The following is a 14,158-nucleotide window of genomic DNA, read 5'->3' on the forward strand; positions in this document are numbered from 1 at the left end:
CGCGGGGACCTTTCGTACCATCAGACGGTACGAAAGGTCCCCGCGTGCGTTTGCGGCTAGCGGAACGCGGCTGCGTTGCGGGCGGCCCAGGTGGAGAAGGTGCGGGGTGTGCGGCCGAGGACCGCCTGCACGTCCGGGCTGACGCGCTGCTCGGCCGGCGTCGGGGAACCGAGGATGTCCAGGGTGTCGTCGGCGAGCTCGCCCGGCATCATCTGCTCCATCCCTGCCTTGGCCTCGGCGCGGGTCAGCTCGTGGAACCGCACCGGCGAGCCGAGCGCGGCGGCGATGGCCTCCGCCTGCTCCCGCGGTGTGATCACCTCCGGCCCCGTCAGCTCGTACACGCCACCGGTGTGGCGGTCGTCCAGCAGGCAGGCGGCCGCGACCTCGGCGATGTCCGCCGGGTCGATGATCGGCACGCCGACGTCACCGAACGGCGCGGCGACGACCCGTTGCGCCCGAACGGACTCCGCCCACCACAGCGCGTTGGACGCGAAGCCGCCCGGCCGCAGGATCGCCCAGTCCAGACCGGACTCCCGCAGTCCGTCCTCCAGCTCGCGCATCGCGATCCGGGTCGTGCCGAACGGCCTGGTCACCACGCCCAGCGAGGAGAGCAGCACCACCCGGCGCACCCCGCCGGCCGCGGCCTGGGCGATGACGTCGGCCGGGTTGGCGCCGGCCGCGTGCAGGTCGCCGGACAGCAGCAGGAACAACGCCTTCGCGCCGGCCAGCGCGGATTCGAGGCTCGCCGGATCGGCGAGATCGGCCACCACGTGCCGCACGCCGTCCGGCACCTCCGCCGCGTGCCGCGACACGGCCGTCACCTGCTCGCCGGCCTCCGCCAGCGCCCTCGTCAGCGGTCGCCCGATGTTGCCGGTAGCCCCGGTCACCACGATCATTTCCAGCTCCTTCGTCGTTGTGGGGACGACGCTAGGAACTGGGCTTACTTTTGGTAAGGACGTACCTGAAGGTAAGCTCCGGACATGGCGGTCGGAACTCGGTTCACGCGGTCCGAGTCGACGGAGCGGTATGAGGTGTTTCACACCGACTGCCCCGCGCGCGAGATGGTCGACCACGTCACCAGCAGGTGGGGCATCTGGGTGCTGATCTCCCTGCAGACCAACGACCTGAGGTTCTTCGAGCTGCGCGAGAGCATCCGGGGCATCAGCGAGAAGATGCTCTCCCAGACGTTGCGCGGGCTCGTCGAGGACGGCCTGATCTGGCGCAAGGTCGAGCCGACGACCCCGCCCCAGGTCACCTACGGGTTGACCGAGTTCGGGCGGGACGTCGGCGAGCCGCTGGCCGACCTGTTCGGCCGGATCACCAGCCGGCTGTCGGCGGACCTGCTCAGCTGAGTTTCAGTCTCGACGCGATCATCTGCGTCTCCGGCCGGTGGATCACCATGTCCCCGGCCGTCCACAACACCGCCAGCATCACGGCCGTGACCGCCGCCGACGAGAACGAGATGGGCGGTCCCCACAGGTACTCCTGCTGGAACCAGATGCCGACGTAGCCGACCGTCGTGACGGCCGCCGAGCCCAGCACGGCCGCGGCCGGCGTGGGCATCTTGATCGCGTGCGCCGCGTCGATCGCGAGCCCGACGAAGATCAGGAACAGCGGCACGGCGGACTTCGGGAAGTCGATGCCCGCGAGCAACGGCCAGATCAGGCACCGGTACGCGACATAACCGCCCACGACGGCGGTGGCGGCCCAGGGCTTGTCGATGGTGCGCCGGGCGATCACCAGCACGATGGCGGCCGCGACCAGGCCCCACACCGGGTAGACCCAGTCCGCGATGGGCAGCGCGAAGTGCACGACCGCCTCGCGTCCGATCGGGACGCCGAGCTGGTCCGCGGCGAACTGCAGCAGGATCGGCTCGGCCTCGGCCTTGCCGCTGTCCCAGGCCTGCAGCGCGCGCACGCCGTACTCCTGGTGCTGGTTGGGGAACCAGACGTTCTCCAGGAAGAAGAACCACAGCGCGACGAGCCCGAACGTCCGTGCGTTGCCCTCGGGGAAGTACTTCATCCACCCGCGGATCGCGCCGGCCAGCATCACGGCCGTGCCCAGGTAGAGCAGCGCGTGCGAGCCGCTCCACGAGGTGATGTCGAGCCCGTTGATCCGGTGGTTGATGACGTCGATCGGCAGCGCCACCAGGAAGATCCCGCACCCGACCTGCATCAGCCTCAGCGTCAGCTTGTCGACGCCGTAGCCGGTGAACGTGTGGAACAACGTCAGCCCGACCACGATCACCGTGCCGACCGTGTTGATCAGGTGCGGCGGTGCGAGGTCGTCGCGCAGCCACTTGAAGTGCCACGAGACGTCCCACGAGGACCCGATCAACTTGAGCAGCAGTCCGACGAGCCACAGCTGGTAGAGCTGCTTCGTGAGTTTCACCGGTGTGTCCCTGCCCGGCGCGCCTCGCTCCCAGTACTGGTCCCGGAACTGCCTTACCCCCTGAATCATCCGAACATCATGAGCTGCGGTCGTGTCTCCAGGAAGGCCGACCCACCCTGGCTTTACCCTGATGTTTCCAAGTTGTGTGCACCTTCGGGTGAACGACGTTGCTCTCTTCGGCCCAGCGCGGCACAGTGCACGGCCATGAGCAAGAAGATCGTCGCCGGAGTGCTCGTGACCGCGTTGATGCTGGCCGTTGTGGCCGCCGTCATGAGGGTCTTCATCTGACAAGTCGCGTTCGTGCGGCACGATGGGCCGCATGGTTGAGAACCTCCTCGGGCCCGAGCCGACCCGTCTCCCCGACCGCCCTGAGGCGCAGGCCGCCGCGGACGGTGGCACCGACCCAGGCAAGATCGTGCGGGCTTACCCGGACTTCTCCGAGGCCTGGGCCCTGCTGGCCGAACGCTCGTTGCACGCCGGCGACCCCGTCGCCGCCTACGCCTACGCCCGCACCGGCTACCACCGCGGCCTCGACCAGCTGCGCAGGTCAGGCTGGAAGGGCTTCGGCCCCGTGCCGTGGGACCACCGGCCGAACCAGGGCTTCCTGCGCGCGCTGGCCGCGCTGGCCCGTGCCGCCCGCGAGATCGGGGAGGACGAGGAGTGGGAGCGCTGCAGCAAGTTCCTCGCCGACTCCGACCCCAAGGCCCCGGCCGCGCTGGGCCTGGTCTGACCCAGCCTGTAGTTCACCAGCTCCGGACCTCTGACGCCGCTGCTCGCGGAATCAGGGGTCCGGCTGCTTTGTCACACGAAAAGAGCACACCGGTCTGGCCGCGGCGTGGCACCTGTGACGCTGGTCGTGTTGGGCATGTGAAAGAGCACCCGCAGGTTGTGCCTGTTGACCGTTGGACCAAGACTGAGGCGGTCGGGTGAACCAGGTCGGGGTGAGTTGTGGGTGCTGTCCGGGACGCGGTCGGGCGCGGGCTGACGCGGTGGCGCAAAGCCGCGCTGCCGATCGTCCAAAGTGCCCTGTCCGCGGGCATCGCCTGGCTCGTGGCGACCCTCGTCATCGGACACCAGCACCCGTTCTTCGCGCCGATCGCCGCGGTCGTCTGCCTCGGAGTCTCGCTGGGGCAACGTCTGCGGCGCGTCGGTGAGCTCGTCGTCGGCGTCTCTGTCGGCGTCGGTGTCGGCGACGCGCTGATCAGCTTGATCGGCAGCGGTCCGTGGCAGATCGCGCTGGTCGTCGGGCTCGCGATGTCGGCGGCGGTGCTGCTGGACGGCGGCTCGGTCATCGCGCTGCAGGCCGGAAGCAGCGCGGTGCTGGTAGCGACGCTGCTGCCGCCGAGTGCGGGCGGCGGGTTCGACCGCATGATCGACGCGCTGACCGGCGGTCTGGTGGGGCTGGTGGTCGCGGCACTTCTGCCCGCCAACCCGGTCACCGTGGCCCAACGGCAGTTGAAAGCGCTCACGAACACCCTCAGCGGCGCGTTGCGGAACCTCGCCGAGGCGCTGACCGAGAAGGACTCGGTCAAGGCGGCCGGGGTGCTCGCGGAGCTGCGGACCAGCCAGGCCACGATCGACGACTACAAGGCGGCGCTGCAGACCGGGTCGGAGATCGCGAAGATCGCGCCCATCCGATGGCGTTCCAAGGACGAGCTCAGCAGGTACCAGACCGCGGCCGGCCCGGTGGACTACGCGATCCGCAACACCCGCGTGCTCGCGCGCAGGACCATGGCGGCGCTCAAGGCGGACGAGCAGATCCCGGACGGCGTGCCGGACGTCCTGAAGGACTACGCGGACGCCGTCGACTGCCTCAGAGTCGAGCTGGAGAAGGGCAAGACGCCCAAGGACACCAGAGAGGCCGTGCGAAACGCCGCGCGGCATCTCACCGCGCGGCGTCTCGGCGGGGACGGGTTCTCGTCCAAGGTCGTGCTGGCGCAGATCCGCAGCGTGGCCGTGGATCTGTTGCAGGCGACCGGGTTGAGCAGGAGCGAGGCGATGGAGGCGTTGCCGCCTCTCAGCCCTCCGGCCGGTTCAGCAAACCCAGCAGCAGCGAGTGAACCGGCTCGTGATCGCGAGGATCAGTCAGCACACAAGAAGCGCCCGTGACGGCATACCACTCCTCCGCGCCCTCGTAGCGGACCAGCGCACGCAGCTTTCCGTCGTCGGAAAGCTCTGTGCACAGTTCCAGGTCCCCGGTGACGACACCGACTTCATCGGTCATCACGCCGCCGGGACCGGCCACGAAAAGCGAGGAGAGTGACGTCATCAGCACCTTCCGAGCATGCCCGTCAGTTCGGTCTTCTCAGCCGAGTTCACGCTGAGGTTGTAGTAGCTCTTAGTACCTACCCACATCTTGGCGTACGTGCACCAGTAAGACGTCAGCGGAGGCTTCCAGGTGGCCGGGGTCTGGTCGCCCTTCGCCTGGTTCACGTTGTCGGTGACCGCGATGAGCTGCGGGCGGGTCATGTCGTTCGCGAACGCCTGGCGCTGCGCCGTCGTCCACGACGCCGCTCCCGACCTCCAGGCGGCCGCCAGCGGCACGATGTGATCGATGTCCACGTCCGACGCCGCGGACCAGGTCGCGCCGTCGTACGGCGAGAACCAGCGGCCGGAGGTGGCCGCGCAGGACGAGTCGGTCACCACGTTGGTGCCGTCCCGCTTCAGCACGGCCTCGCGGGTGTTGCAGGTGCCCGACTGCGTGATCCAGTGCGGGAACTTGTCGCGCGAATAACCCGTCATCGAGCCGTCCGCGCGAACCGTCAGAGCGGCCAGCTTGGTTTTGGCCTCAGTGGTGGTGGGGATTCCAGTTGGTGTCGCCAGTGCAGGGGAAACAAAACCAAAGGTGAGAGCCGCGGCGGCAACTAAAACACCAATGGTTCGGTTAACTTTTGACATTGTCCCGGCCTTCCTGGTTGGAAGTTTCGGGACCACCCTCAGTCACATTGTGGAATTAAGCAATGCCTTCGAGTGACGCTCAAGTGAATGACAAGCGGACGACTAGACGCCTCGGACGAGCCTCAAGTCCTCGGTGTGCCGGTACCAGGTCCACTTGTCCACAGGGCGCGGATGCTTGTGGCCGTCCAGCACCGCGGTGGTGGGCAGGCAGCCGAGCTGGAACGCACGTGGCCGGCTCTCCCGCACCTTCGACCCGATGAGCCGCTTGTTCACGATGCGGACGACGAGACCCAGACCGCCTTCGGGGTCGGGCGTGCACTCGATCCGCGAGGCCTGGCCGCGCAGCACGTTGTCCGCGTCGCTGTAACCAACGCCACGAACCGGTGACAACACGCCGAGTCCCATGAGGACTCCACCGACGTCATCGCGCACGAACGGAACGGGATCTACGTCACCGTTGAGAGCGATGTCCAGCGCGCGCTCGGGGTCGGTCGAAAGCCCCCAGAGCGCGGCAACGGGCGAATCGCCCACGGGTACGTAGCCGAGCGTGACGGAACCGAGCTTCTCCTTGCGCAGCAACCGAACCCCGACGGCGGCGAGGTCCGCGTCCGTACCCACGACGACGAGCCGTTCCGCGTCCAGGTGGGGGTCGACGTGGTCCTTGCCGGGGCGGGCAGGAACGACCTGCACGCCGTCACGTTGAGTGATCATTGGCGACTGCGAGTTTCCGCAGGCCAACACGATTCCGTGCACGGTCATCTCCTGGTCTACCCTCGCTTACCGGCGTTCGCTCGAACCAGTCCAAGCGCTTGGAGTTTCACATGCCGGCCGTCGTGCTGATCGGTGCCCAGTGGGGCGATGAGGGCAAGGGCAAGGCCACCGACATCCTCGGTGAGCGTGTCCAGTGGATCGTCCGCTACCAAGGCGGCAACAACGCGGGTCACACCGTGGTCCTCCCGGACGGTCAGAAGTTCGCCCTGCACCTCATCCCGTCCGGCATCCTCACGCCTGGTGTGAAGAACGTCATCGGCAACGGCGTGGTCGTCGACCCCGGTGTCCTGCTGACGGAACTCGCGGGGCTGGAGGAGAAGGGCGTCGACACCAGCGGCCTGCTGATCTCGTCGGACGCGCACTTGATCATGCCGTACCACGTGGCCATCGACAAGGTGACCGAGCGCTACCTGGGCAAGGCGAAGATCGGCACCACCGGCCGCGGCATCGGGCCCGCCTACCAGGACAAACTGGCTCGCGTCGGGGTCCGCGTGCAGGACCTGCTGGACGAGAAGATCCTCCGGCAGAAGGTCGAGGCGGCCCTGGACTTCAAGAACCAGGTGCTCGTCAAGGTCTACAACCGCAAGGCGCTCGACGCCGACCAGGTCGTTGACCAGGTGCTGGAGCACGGTCAGCACTTCGTGCACCGCATCGCGGACACCCGCCTGCTGCTCAACCAGGCGCTCGACCGCGACGAGATCGTGGTGCTGGAAGGCTCGCAGGGCACCCTGCTCGACGTCGACCACGGCACCTACCCGTTCGTCACGTCGTCGAACCCGACCTCGGGTGGCGCGACCGTAGGCTCCGGTGTCGGCCCGACCCGCATCAGCACCGTGATCGGCATCCTCAAGGCCTACACGACCCGCGTGGGCTCCGGTCCGTTCCCGACCGAGCTCAACGACGACATGGGCGAGTACCTGCGCAAGCAGGGCGGTGAGTTCGGCGTCACCACCGGCCGCTCGCGCCGCACCGGCTGGTTCGACGCCGTGATCGCCCGCTACGCCTCGCGCGTCAACGGCATCACCGACTACTTCCTCACCAAGCTGGACGTGTTGTCGGGCCTGGAGAAGGTGCCGGTCTGCGTCGCGTACGAAGTGGACGGTCGCCGCGTCGACGAGATGCCGATGACCCAGACCGACGTGCACCACGCCGTGCCGGTCTACGAGGAGCTGCCCGGCTGGTTCGAGGACATCTCGCACTGCCGTTCGTTCGACGAACTGCCGGCGAACGCCAAGTCCTACGTCGAGTACCTGGAGAGCATCATCGGCGCCCGCGTCTCGGCGATCGGTGTCGGCCCCGGCCGCGACCAGACGATCGTCCGCCACGACGTGCTCGGTTAAACACCACAGGCTCCGGGTGGTTTCCGATATCTGGGAAACCACCCGGACGCCGATCATCTCGAACTACGACGCATTTTCACGATTTGGGCGTCGTTGACTCGGGGCCACGGCTCGCCTGTACTTCGCGCCGTGGCCCTTTTGCTTCTTCGGAAACCCTCGCTGCCGCTGCGCTGGATCAGCCCGGTGGCGCTGGTCCTGTTGTGGCAACTGGCCAGCTCAACGGGTGTGCTGTCGCCGGACAAACTCGCCTCGCCGGTGACGGTGGTCGAATCCGCCGGTGAGCTCATCGCGGACGGCCAATTGGGCGAGGCATTCGCCGTTTCGCTCGGCCGCGTTTTCTTCGGCTTTCTCATCGGTGGCGTTGCCGGCGTCGCACTCGGTCTTGCCTCCGGTCTTTCCCGGTGGGGCGAGACATTGCTGGATCCGCCCGTCCAGATGTTGCGGACGCTGCCGCATCTCGGCCTGATCCCGTTGTTCATCCTGTGGTTCGGCATCGGCGAGGAACCCAAGCTCGCGCTGGTCGCCGCCGGTGTGGCGTTCCCGCTCTACCTCAACCTGCACGCCGGCATCCGGCAGACCGACCCCGGCCTGGTCGAAGCCGCCCGCGTGCTCGGGTACAGCCGCGTCGAACAGATTGTGCACGTCGTGCTGCCGTCCGCCGTGCCACAAACCCTGGTGGGACTGCGGATCGCGCTCGGCACCGCCTGGCTGTCGCTGATCGTCGGCGAGCAGATCAACGCCGACGCCGGCCTCGGTCACCTGATCAACAACGCCCGTGAGTTCCTCCGCACCGACGTCGTGGTCGTCGGCCTCGTGGTCTACGCGCTGCTCGGTCTCACGACGGACGCGTTGGTGCGCATGCTGGAAAGGAGAGTGCTGCGATGGCAAGCGCGGTGAGCGTTCGCGGTCTGCGCAAGGCTTTCGGCCCGCGAACCGTGCTGGACGGGATTGACCTGGAGATCGCTCCTGGTGAGCTCGTGGCATTGCTGGGGCGCAGCGGCTGCGGCAAGTCGACGTTGCTGCGCATCCTCGCGGGCCTGGACGGCGAGTACGACGGCGTCGCAACGGTTCCCGGCACCGTGTCGGTCGCGTTCCAGCAGCCGCGTCTGCTGCCGTGGCGCAAGGTCTGGCGGAACATCTCGCTCGGCCTGCACAAGCCGGACGGGCGCTCGGTCGCGCTCAAAGCCCTCGAAGAGGTACGGCTGACCGATCACGCCGACGCGTGGCCGCTGACGTTGTCCGGCGGTGAGGCGCAACGGGTGTCGCTCGCACGGGCGTTGGTGCGCGAACCCGACGTGCTGCTGCTGGACGAACCGTTCGGCGCGCTGGACGCGTTGACCAGGCTGGCAATGCACCACCTGGTGGAAGACCTGTGGACCAGGCACCAGCCCGCCGTGCTGCTGGTGACGCACGACGTCGACGAGGCGTTGTTGCTGGCCGACCGGATCCTCGTGCTCGACGAGGGCCGGATCGTCGCCACGCACCACGTCGACCTGCCCCGCCCGCGCCGCCGGGCCTCCGTTGTGGAGCAACGCACCCGCGTGCTCGCTGATCTGGGAGTGGATGTTGAAACAGCTGCTTGGCCTCCTCGCGGCGATCTTGTTCACGACCGGATGCGCCGCGACCGCGCAGGACACCCCGGCCGGCGACGTCGTGCTGAAGGTCGGCGACCAGAAGGGCGGGGCGAAGGCGCTGCTCACGGCCGCCGGTCTGCTCGCCGACTTCCCGTACAAGCTCGAATGGTCGACCTTCACCTCCGGCCCGCCGCTGCTCGAAGCCGCGTCCGCCGGAGCCATCGACATCGGCGGTGTGGGCAACACACCGCCGATCTTCGCCGCCGCCGCGAACGCCAAGATCGCCGCGATCGGCGCGTCGAAGGGGCAGGTCGAGGCCGACGCGATCCTCGTGCCGGAGAGCTCGCCGCTGCAGAAGGTCACGGACCTGAAGGGCAGGAACATCGCCGTCGCCAAGGGCAGTTCGGCGCACGGCCAGGTGCTGCTCACGTTGCGTGCCAACGGGTTGAGCACGAAGGACGTGACGCTGAACTTCCTGCAGCCGTCGGACGCGTACGGCGCGTGCACCCAGGGCAAGGTCGACGCGTGGGCGGTCTGGGACCCCTACACGGCGCAGGCGCAGCTGGAGGCCAAAGCGCGCGTGCTCACCACCGGTGAGGGCAGGTCGAACGGGTACGGCTTCCAGGTCGCCGGCAAGAAGGCCTTGGACGACAAGGGGAAGAACCCGGCGCTCAAGGAATACCTGATCCGCTACTACAAGGCGCAGAAGTGGGCCGACACGCACCGCGAGGAGTGGGCGAAGGCGTGGGCGGCGGAGACGGGTCTCAAGTACGAGGTCGCGCTCGCCGCGGTGAACCGCAACGGCGACCTGCCGGTGAAGATCGACGACACCGTGATCAAGTCGGAGCAGGAGCTCGCGGACGCGTTCACCGAGGACAAGACGTTGCCGGGCAAGGTCGACTTCGCGAAGTTCGTCGACACGAGGTTCCAGGGAGATCTCGCATGAGCATCACGCTGCACTGGTTCCTGCCGACGTCCGGTGACGGGCGCACGGTCGTGGAGCACTTCCACGCCAACCGCGCGCCTGCTGCCGGGGCACGTCGTGAGGCGGACATCGACTACCTGGCACAGATCGCGCGCACGGCCGAGCAGGTCGGGTTCACCGGTGTGCTCACGCCGACCGGCACGTGGTGCGAGGACGCGTGGCTGACCACATCCGCGTTGATCGCGCAGACCAAGACGCTGAAGTTCCTCGTGGCGTTCCGGCCGGGTGTGCTGTCGCCGACGCTGGCCGCGCAGATGGCCTCCACGTACCAACGGATCTCGCGCGGCCGGTTGCTGCTGAACGTGGTGACCGGCGGCGATTCCGTTGAGCAGCAACGGTTCGGCGACTGGCTCGACAAGGACCAGCGCTACGAGCGCACCGACGAGTTCCTCCAGGTCGTGCGCGGCATCTGGACCGGCAAGCCGTATTCGTTCCAGGGCAAGCACTACCAGGTGCAGGACGCGACCGTGCTGGCCGCGCCGGACCCGGTGCCGCCGATCTACTTCGGTGGTTCTTCCGACGCCGCTCTCCCGGTGGCGGCTGCGCGGGCCGACGTCTACCTGACCTGGGGCGAGCCGCCGCAGGACGTGGCGGAGAAGATCGCACGGGTGCGGGCGCTGACGGACCGGCCGATCCGGTTCGGCATCCGGCTGCACACGATCAGCCGGGACACGTCGGCCGAAGCGTGGGCGTCGGCGGCGAAGTTGCTCGACGCGCTGGACCCGGCGGTGGTGGCGAAAGCGCAGGAACAGCTAGGTGCGTCGGAATCCGTTGGCCAGCAACGGATGTTGGCGCTGCACGGCGGCGACCTCAGCCGTGGCGTGCGTGGTCTGGAGATCTACCCGAACCTGTGGGCCGGCGTCGGACTCGTGCGTGGCGGCGCGGGCACTGCTCTCGTCGGCTCACACGAAGAAGTCGCCGACCTGATCGAGGAGTACCACTCCATCGGCATCGACGAGTTCGTCCTCTCCGGCTACCCGCACCTCGAAGAGGCCTACTGGTTCGGTGAGGGCGTGCGGCCCCTGCTCAAGCAGCGAGATCTGCTCGACGGGGACCGCACGCTCGCACTGGCTAGCGCTTGACCTTTGCTTCCACGGCCGTGTCGGGGTTGTCCGCGAACACGCCGTCGAGGCCCTGCTTGAAGAACAGGTCGTACTCCTCGAAGGCCCGGCCGTACGCGGCCGGGTCGGTCGAGGACCGGAAGTCCGCGGGCAGGAACGAGTTCTCGTTGCGGAACGTCCAGGCGTGCACGATCAGACCGACCTTGTGCGCGTCCTTGACCACCGTCGTCGGCGCCTTGAGGAAGCCTGCCGCGTCGCGCGGGATGATCAGGTCCTTGGTCAGGCCGACGCCGTCCGCGTACGACCGCACCTCGCGCAGACCGGCCGGGGTGACCAGGTCGGCGTAGGTGCGCTTGTCACCGGCCACGACGAAGTCGTACGGCGCGCCGGAACCGTTGACCAGCTGGACCAGCGGCACGCGCAGCGACTTGTTGAGCTGCTTGAGGTTCGCCACCTCGAACGACTGCACGTAGACCTTGGCGCCGCGGCGGTTGAGGCCGTTGCGGTTCAGCACGTCGACGAGCTTCGGCTCCAGCGCGAGACCGATCGACTGGAAGTACGTCGGGTGCTTGGTCTCCGGGTAGATGCCGATCTCGCGGTGCAGCTCGCGGGACAGGCGCTTGCTCAGGTCGATGACCTCCTGCAGCGTCGGCACCTCGAACCGGCCGTCGTAGAGCGTGTTGCGCGGGCGGATCGCCGGGATGCGTTCCTTGGCGCGCAACGTCTTCAGCTCGGCGAGCGTGAAGTCCTCCGTGAACCAGCCGGTGACGGCGACGCCGTCGATGGTCTTGGTCTTCTTGCGGTCGGCGAACTGCGTCCTGGTCGAGACGTCGGTGGTGCCGCCGATCTCGTTCTCGTGCCGGGCGACGAGCTTGCCGTCCTTGGTCGGCACCAGGTCGGGCTCGATGAAGTCGGCGCCCATGCGAGCGGCGAGCTCGTAGGACGCGAGCGTGTGCTCAGGCCGGTACGCCGACGCGCCACGGTGCCCGATGACGATCGGACCCTTGTCGTCGTGTGCCGACGCGGACGGCAGCGACGCCACCACCGCACCCGCGAACACGAGGACCGCGGCGGCAAGACCTCTCCGGTACATCGATCGACCTCCCATTTGGTGTTGAGAGCGCACCCAAGCATCGCAACACGAAAAGCAGGTGAACGGTTACTCACGAGAAAGTGCGGCTTGCTCCAAGTCCAGCTCGCGCAGCACGCGGAAGAGCACCTCGTCGTCGATCTCACCGGCGTCCCGCGCCTTGACGAACTCGTCGCGCTCGGCCATCAGCATCGCCGTGCGCAACCTCCGGTACGCGGCCGCCGGGCTCTCCTCCTCCTGCCGGCCGAGCCGTTCCCAGGCGGCGTTGCCCCGGTGCTCGGCGAGCGATCGCAGCTGGTCGCGCACGTGGTCGGGGACGTCCTCGATCTCCTCGTCCAGCCTCGTCACGGCCGCCTGAGCGGCCCGGTGCTGCACCTGGGCCTCGGCCAGCGCGTCCTGCCGCGCGTCGTCGCCCTCGAACCCGATCTTGTTGATCAGCCAGGGCAGCGTGGTGCCCTGCAGCAGCAGCGTGGCGACCGTCACCACGAATGCGCAGAACAGGATGATGTCGCGTCCCGGGACTGTTTCCGGGATCGCGGCCGCGGCGGCGAGCGTCACCACGCCGCGCATGCCCGCCCACGAGATCACCGTGACCTGGCCGAGGTGCGGCGGCCGGTCCTCGCGTTTCTTGAGCTTCGGGAAGAGGATTCTGGGCAGGTAGGTGGCCGGGTACATCCAGACGAACCGCGCCAGGATCGTGGCGAGCAGCACGGCGGCCGCACCGAGCAGCAGGCTGACGTCGAGGTCGACGTCGCTGATGATCGACGAGACCTGCAGGCCGATGAGCGCGAAGACGAACGACTCGAGCAGCACGTCGGCCGAACGCCACACGGCCGCGTCCTGCAGCCGGGTCGTGTAGGTGCCGCGCGGCGAGTGGTGACCGACGTACAAGCCCGCGACGACGACCGCGAGGACACCGGAGAACTGGATGCCGAACGCGTGCAGGCCCTCTTCCGCGAGCAGGTAGGCACCGAACGGCACGAGCAGGCCCAGCGCGCTCTCCAGCACGCCCTCGCAGAGCCGTTTGCGCAGGAAGCGGACCACCACGCCGACGACGAGCCCGACCGCGATGCCGCCCGCGGTGATGTAGATGAACATCCAGACGCTCGTGATCGGGTGCATGGCCGTGCCCACCGCGGCCGCCACCGCGACCTTGAACGCGGTCAGCGCGGTGGCGTCGTTGATCAGGCTCTCGCCGACCAGCAGCGTCATCGCCCGGCGTTGCAGGCCGAGCTTGCGCCCGATCGCGACGGCGGCGACGGCGTCCGGCGGGGCGACCACCGCGCCGAGGACCAGGGCGGCGGCGAACGGCAGGTCCGGGAAGACCAACTTCGCCGTCACGCCCACCACGAACGTCGTGAACAGCACGAGCCCGACCGCGAGCAGGCCGATCGGCCGCAGGTTCGCGCGGATGTTGAGGTACGAGCTGTCCAGCGCCGCGCTGTAGAGCAGCGGCGGCAGCACCAGGACCAGGATCAGGTGCGGATCGAGCGCGAACTCCGGGACTCCAGGGATGAACGAGACCACGAGCCCGACCGCGACCAGCACCAGCGGCGCCGACCAGTTCAGGCGGCGCGCGATGGAGGTGACGACCAGCGCCCCGAGCAACAGCAGCAGCAGTTCAGGCCCGACCATGCCGCTCATTCTGCGTAATGATGGAAGCCATGACCTGTTCGCACGTGGGAGCGCTGCCCCAGTCGGTGGCGCCGGAGTCGACAGCAGGCTGCGTCGACTGCCTCGCTCTGGGTGAGCACAACTGGGCTCACCTGCGGATGTGCCTGTCCTGCGGGCACGTGGCGTGCTGCGACTCGAGCCCGCGCCGGCACGCGACCGCGCACTTCGGTTCGTCCCAGCATCCGGTCATGCGCTCGTTCGAGCCGGGCGAGGACTGGCGCTGGTGCTATGTGGACAGTGCCATCGTCTGAGTCGCGCCCTGAGGACTTTGCAGTCCCTTTGGATTGATCGTCTGCCGCTGTGATCGCGCCCACAGTACGGTTCGAGCGTGGCCAACCCGGACCTCGCCCGCATCGTCGCGGAGAACGACGAGG

At 68.1% G+C, this 14,158-nt stretch carries 14 protein-coding genes and 1 pseudogene; 9 read left to right on the top strand and 6 right to left on the bottom strand.

The window, feature by feature from the left end; translation table 11 throughout:
- Positions 1 to 56: 56 nt before the first annotated feature.
- Positions 57 to 896: an SDR family oxidoreductase gene (locus SK803_RS07090; protein ID WP_319964968.1), complete on the bottom strand. Its 840-nt coding sequence runs from the start codon at positions 894 to 896 to the stop codon at positions 57 to 59.
- An 84-nt stretch (positions 897 to 980) separates the two neighbouring features.
- Here SK803_RS07090 and SK803_RS07095 point away from each other — a divergent pair, with 84 nt between their 5' ends.
- Entirely contained in the window at positions 981 to 1,352 is a 372-nt protein-coding gene (locus SK803_RS07095; protein WP_319964969.1) for a winged helix-turn-helix transcriptional regulator, read from the top strand.
- Here SK803_RS07095 and SK803_RS07100 read toward each other — a convergent pair.
- On the bottom strand, positions 1,345 to 2,391 hold the full coding sequence (locus SK803_RS07100) for a hypothetical protein (protein WP_319964970.1): 1,047 nt from the start codon (positions 2,389 to 2,391) through the stop codon (positions 1,345 to 1,347). The two genes, SK803_RS07095 and SK803_RS07100, sit on opposite strands and share 8 nt — an antisense overlap.
- 319 nt (positions 2,392 to 2,710) lie before the next feature.
- On the opposite strand from SK803_RS07100, the gene SK803_RS07105 reads away from it, so the two are divergent.
- Together SK803_RS07105 and SK803_RS07110 are read left to right on the top strand one after the other, a co-directional pair.
- Complete coding sequence (locus SK803_RS07105) at positions 2,711 to 3,121, top strand: DUF3151 domain-containing protein (RefSeq protein ID WP_319964971.1); 411 nt, start codon at positions 2,711 to 2,713, stop codon at positions 3,119 to 3,121.
- Positions 3,122 to 3,339: 218 nt separating this feature from the next.
- Positions 3,340 to 4,500 (top strand): FUSC family protein, encoded by a 1,161-nt coding sequence (locus SK803_RS07110; protein WP_319964972.1) that lies wholly within the window; start codon positions 3,340 to 3,342, stop codon positions 4,498 to 4,500.
- A gap of 159 nt (positions 4,501 to 4,659) precedes the next feature.
- Here SK803_RS07110 and SK803_RS07115 read toward each other — a convergent pair whose 3' ends face one another.
- Both SK803_RS07115 and SK803_RS07120 read right to left on the bottom strand, forming a co-directional pair.
- Positions 4,660 to 5,289 carry an HNH endonuclease family protein gene (locus tag SK803_RS07115; RefSeq protein WP_319964973.1) on the bottom strand — a complete coding sequence of 210 codons (630 nt, stop codon included), beginning with the start codon at positions 5,287 to 5,289 and terminating at the stop codon, positions 4,660 to 4,662.
- A gap of 102 nt (positions 5,290 to 5,391) precedes the next feature.
- A complete protein-coding gene (locus tag SK803_RS07120) occupies positions 5,392 to 6,000 on the bottom strand; it encodes a hypothetical protein (protein WP_319964974.1) in 609 nt (202 codons plus the stop codon).
- Positions 6,001 to 6,110: 110 nt separating this feature from the next.
- Here SK803_RS07120 and SK803_RS07125 point away from each other — a divergent pair, with 110 nt between their 5' ends.
- The 5 genes and pseudogenes from SK803_RS07125 (at position 6,111) to SK803_RS07145 (ending at position 11,041) form a co-directional block, all read left to right on the top strand.
- Entirely contained in the window at positions 6,111 to 7,400 is a 1,290-nt protein-coding gene (locus SK803_RS07125; RefSeq protein ID WP_319964975.1) for an adenylosuccinate synthase, read from the top strand.
- Positions 7,401 to 7,529: 129 nt separating this feature from the next.
- Complete coding sequence (locus tag SK803_RS07130; protein ID WP_319964976.1) at positions 7,530 to 8,297, top strand: ABC transporter permease; 768 nt, start codon at positions 7,530 to 7,532, stop codon at positions 8,295 to 8,297.
- Positions 8,282 to 8,980, top strand: a pseudogene (locus SK803_RS07135) (ABC transporter ATP-binding protein); the annotation flags it as partial. The gene SK803_RS07130 and the pseudogene SK803_RS07135, both read left to right, overlap by 16 nt.
- Complete coding sequence (locus tag SK803_RS07140) at positions 8,964 to 9,920, top strand: ABC transporter substrate-binding protein (protein WP_406601490.1); 957 nt, start codon at positions 8,964 to 8,966, stop codon at positions 9,918 to 9,920. The pseudogene SK803_RS07135 and the gene SK803_RS07140, both read left to right, overlap by 17 nt.
- Positions 9,917 to 11,041, top strand: coding sequence for an LLM class flavin-dependent oxidoreductase (locus SK803_RS07145; RefSeq protein ID WP_319964977.1), 1,125 nt, complete (start codon positions 9,917 to 9,919; stop codon positions 11,039 to 11,041). Before SK803_RS07140 ends, SK803_RS07145 begins: the two co-directional genes overlap by 4 nt.
- Here SK803_RS07145 and SK803_RS07150 read toward each other — a convergent pair.
- Both SK803_RS07150 and SK803_RS07155 read right to left on the bottom strand, forming a co-directional pair.
- Entirely contained in the window at positions 11,031 to 12,113 is a 1,083-nt protein-coding gene (locus SK803_RS07150; protein ID WP_319964978.1) for a glycerophosphodiester phosphodiesterase, read from the bottom strand. The two genes, SK803_RS07145 and SK803_RS07150, sit on opposite strands and share 11 nt — an antisense overlap.
- Before the next feature lie 66 nt (positions 12,114 to 12,179).
- Positions 12,180 to 13,754 carry a Na+/H+ antiporter gene (locus SK803_RS07155; RefSeq protein WP_319964979.1) on the bottom strand — a complete coding sequence of 525 codons (1,575 nt, stop codon included), beginning with the start codon at positions 13,752 to 13,754 and terminating at the stop codon, positions 12,180 to 12,182.
- Between the two features lie 20 nt (positions 13,755 to 13,774).
- Here SK803_RS07155 and SK803_RS07160 point away from each other — a divergent pair, with 20 nt between their 5' ends.
- Positions 13,775 to 14,035, top strand: a complete 261-nt coding sequence (locus SK803_RS07160; protein WP_319964980.1) for a UBP-type zinc finger domain-containing protein — start codon at positions 13,775 to 13,777, stop codon at positions 14,033 to 14,035.
- Positions 14,036 to 14,158: the final 123 nt, after the last annotated feature.

Origin of the sequence: Lentzea miocenica (assembly GCF_033949945.1) — a bacterium.
Lineage (GTDB): Bacteria > Actinomycetota > Actinomycetes > Mycobacteriales > Pseudonocardiaceae > Lentzea > Lentzea miocenica.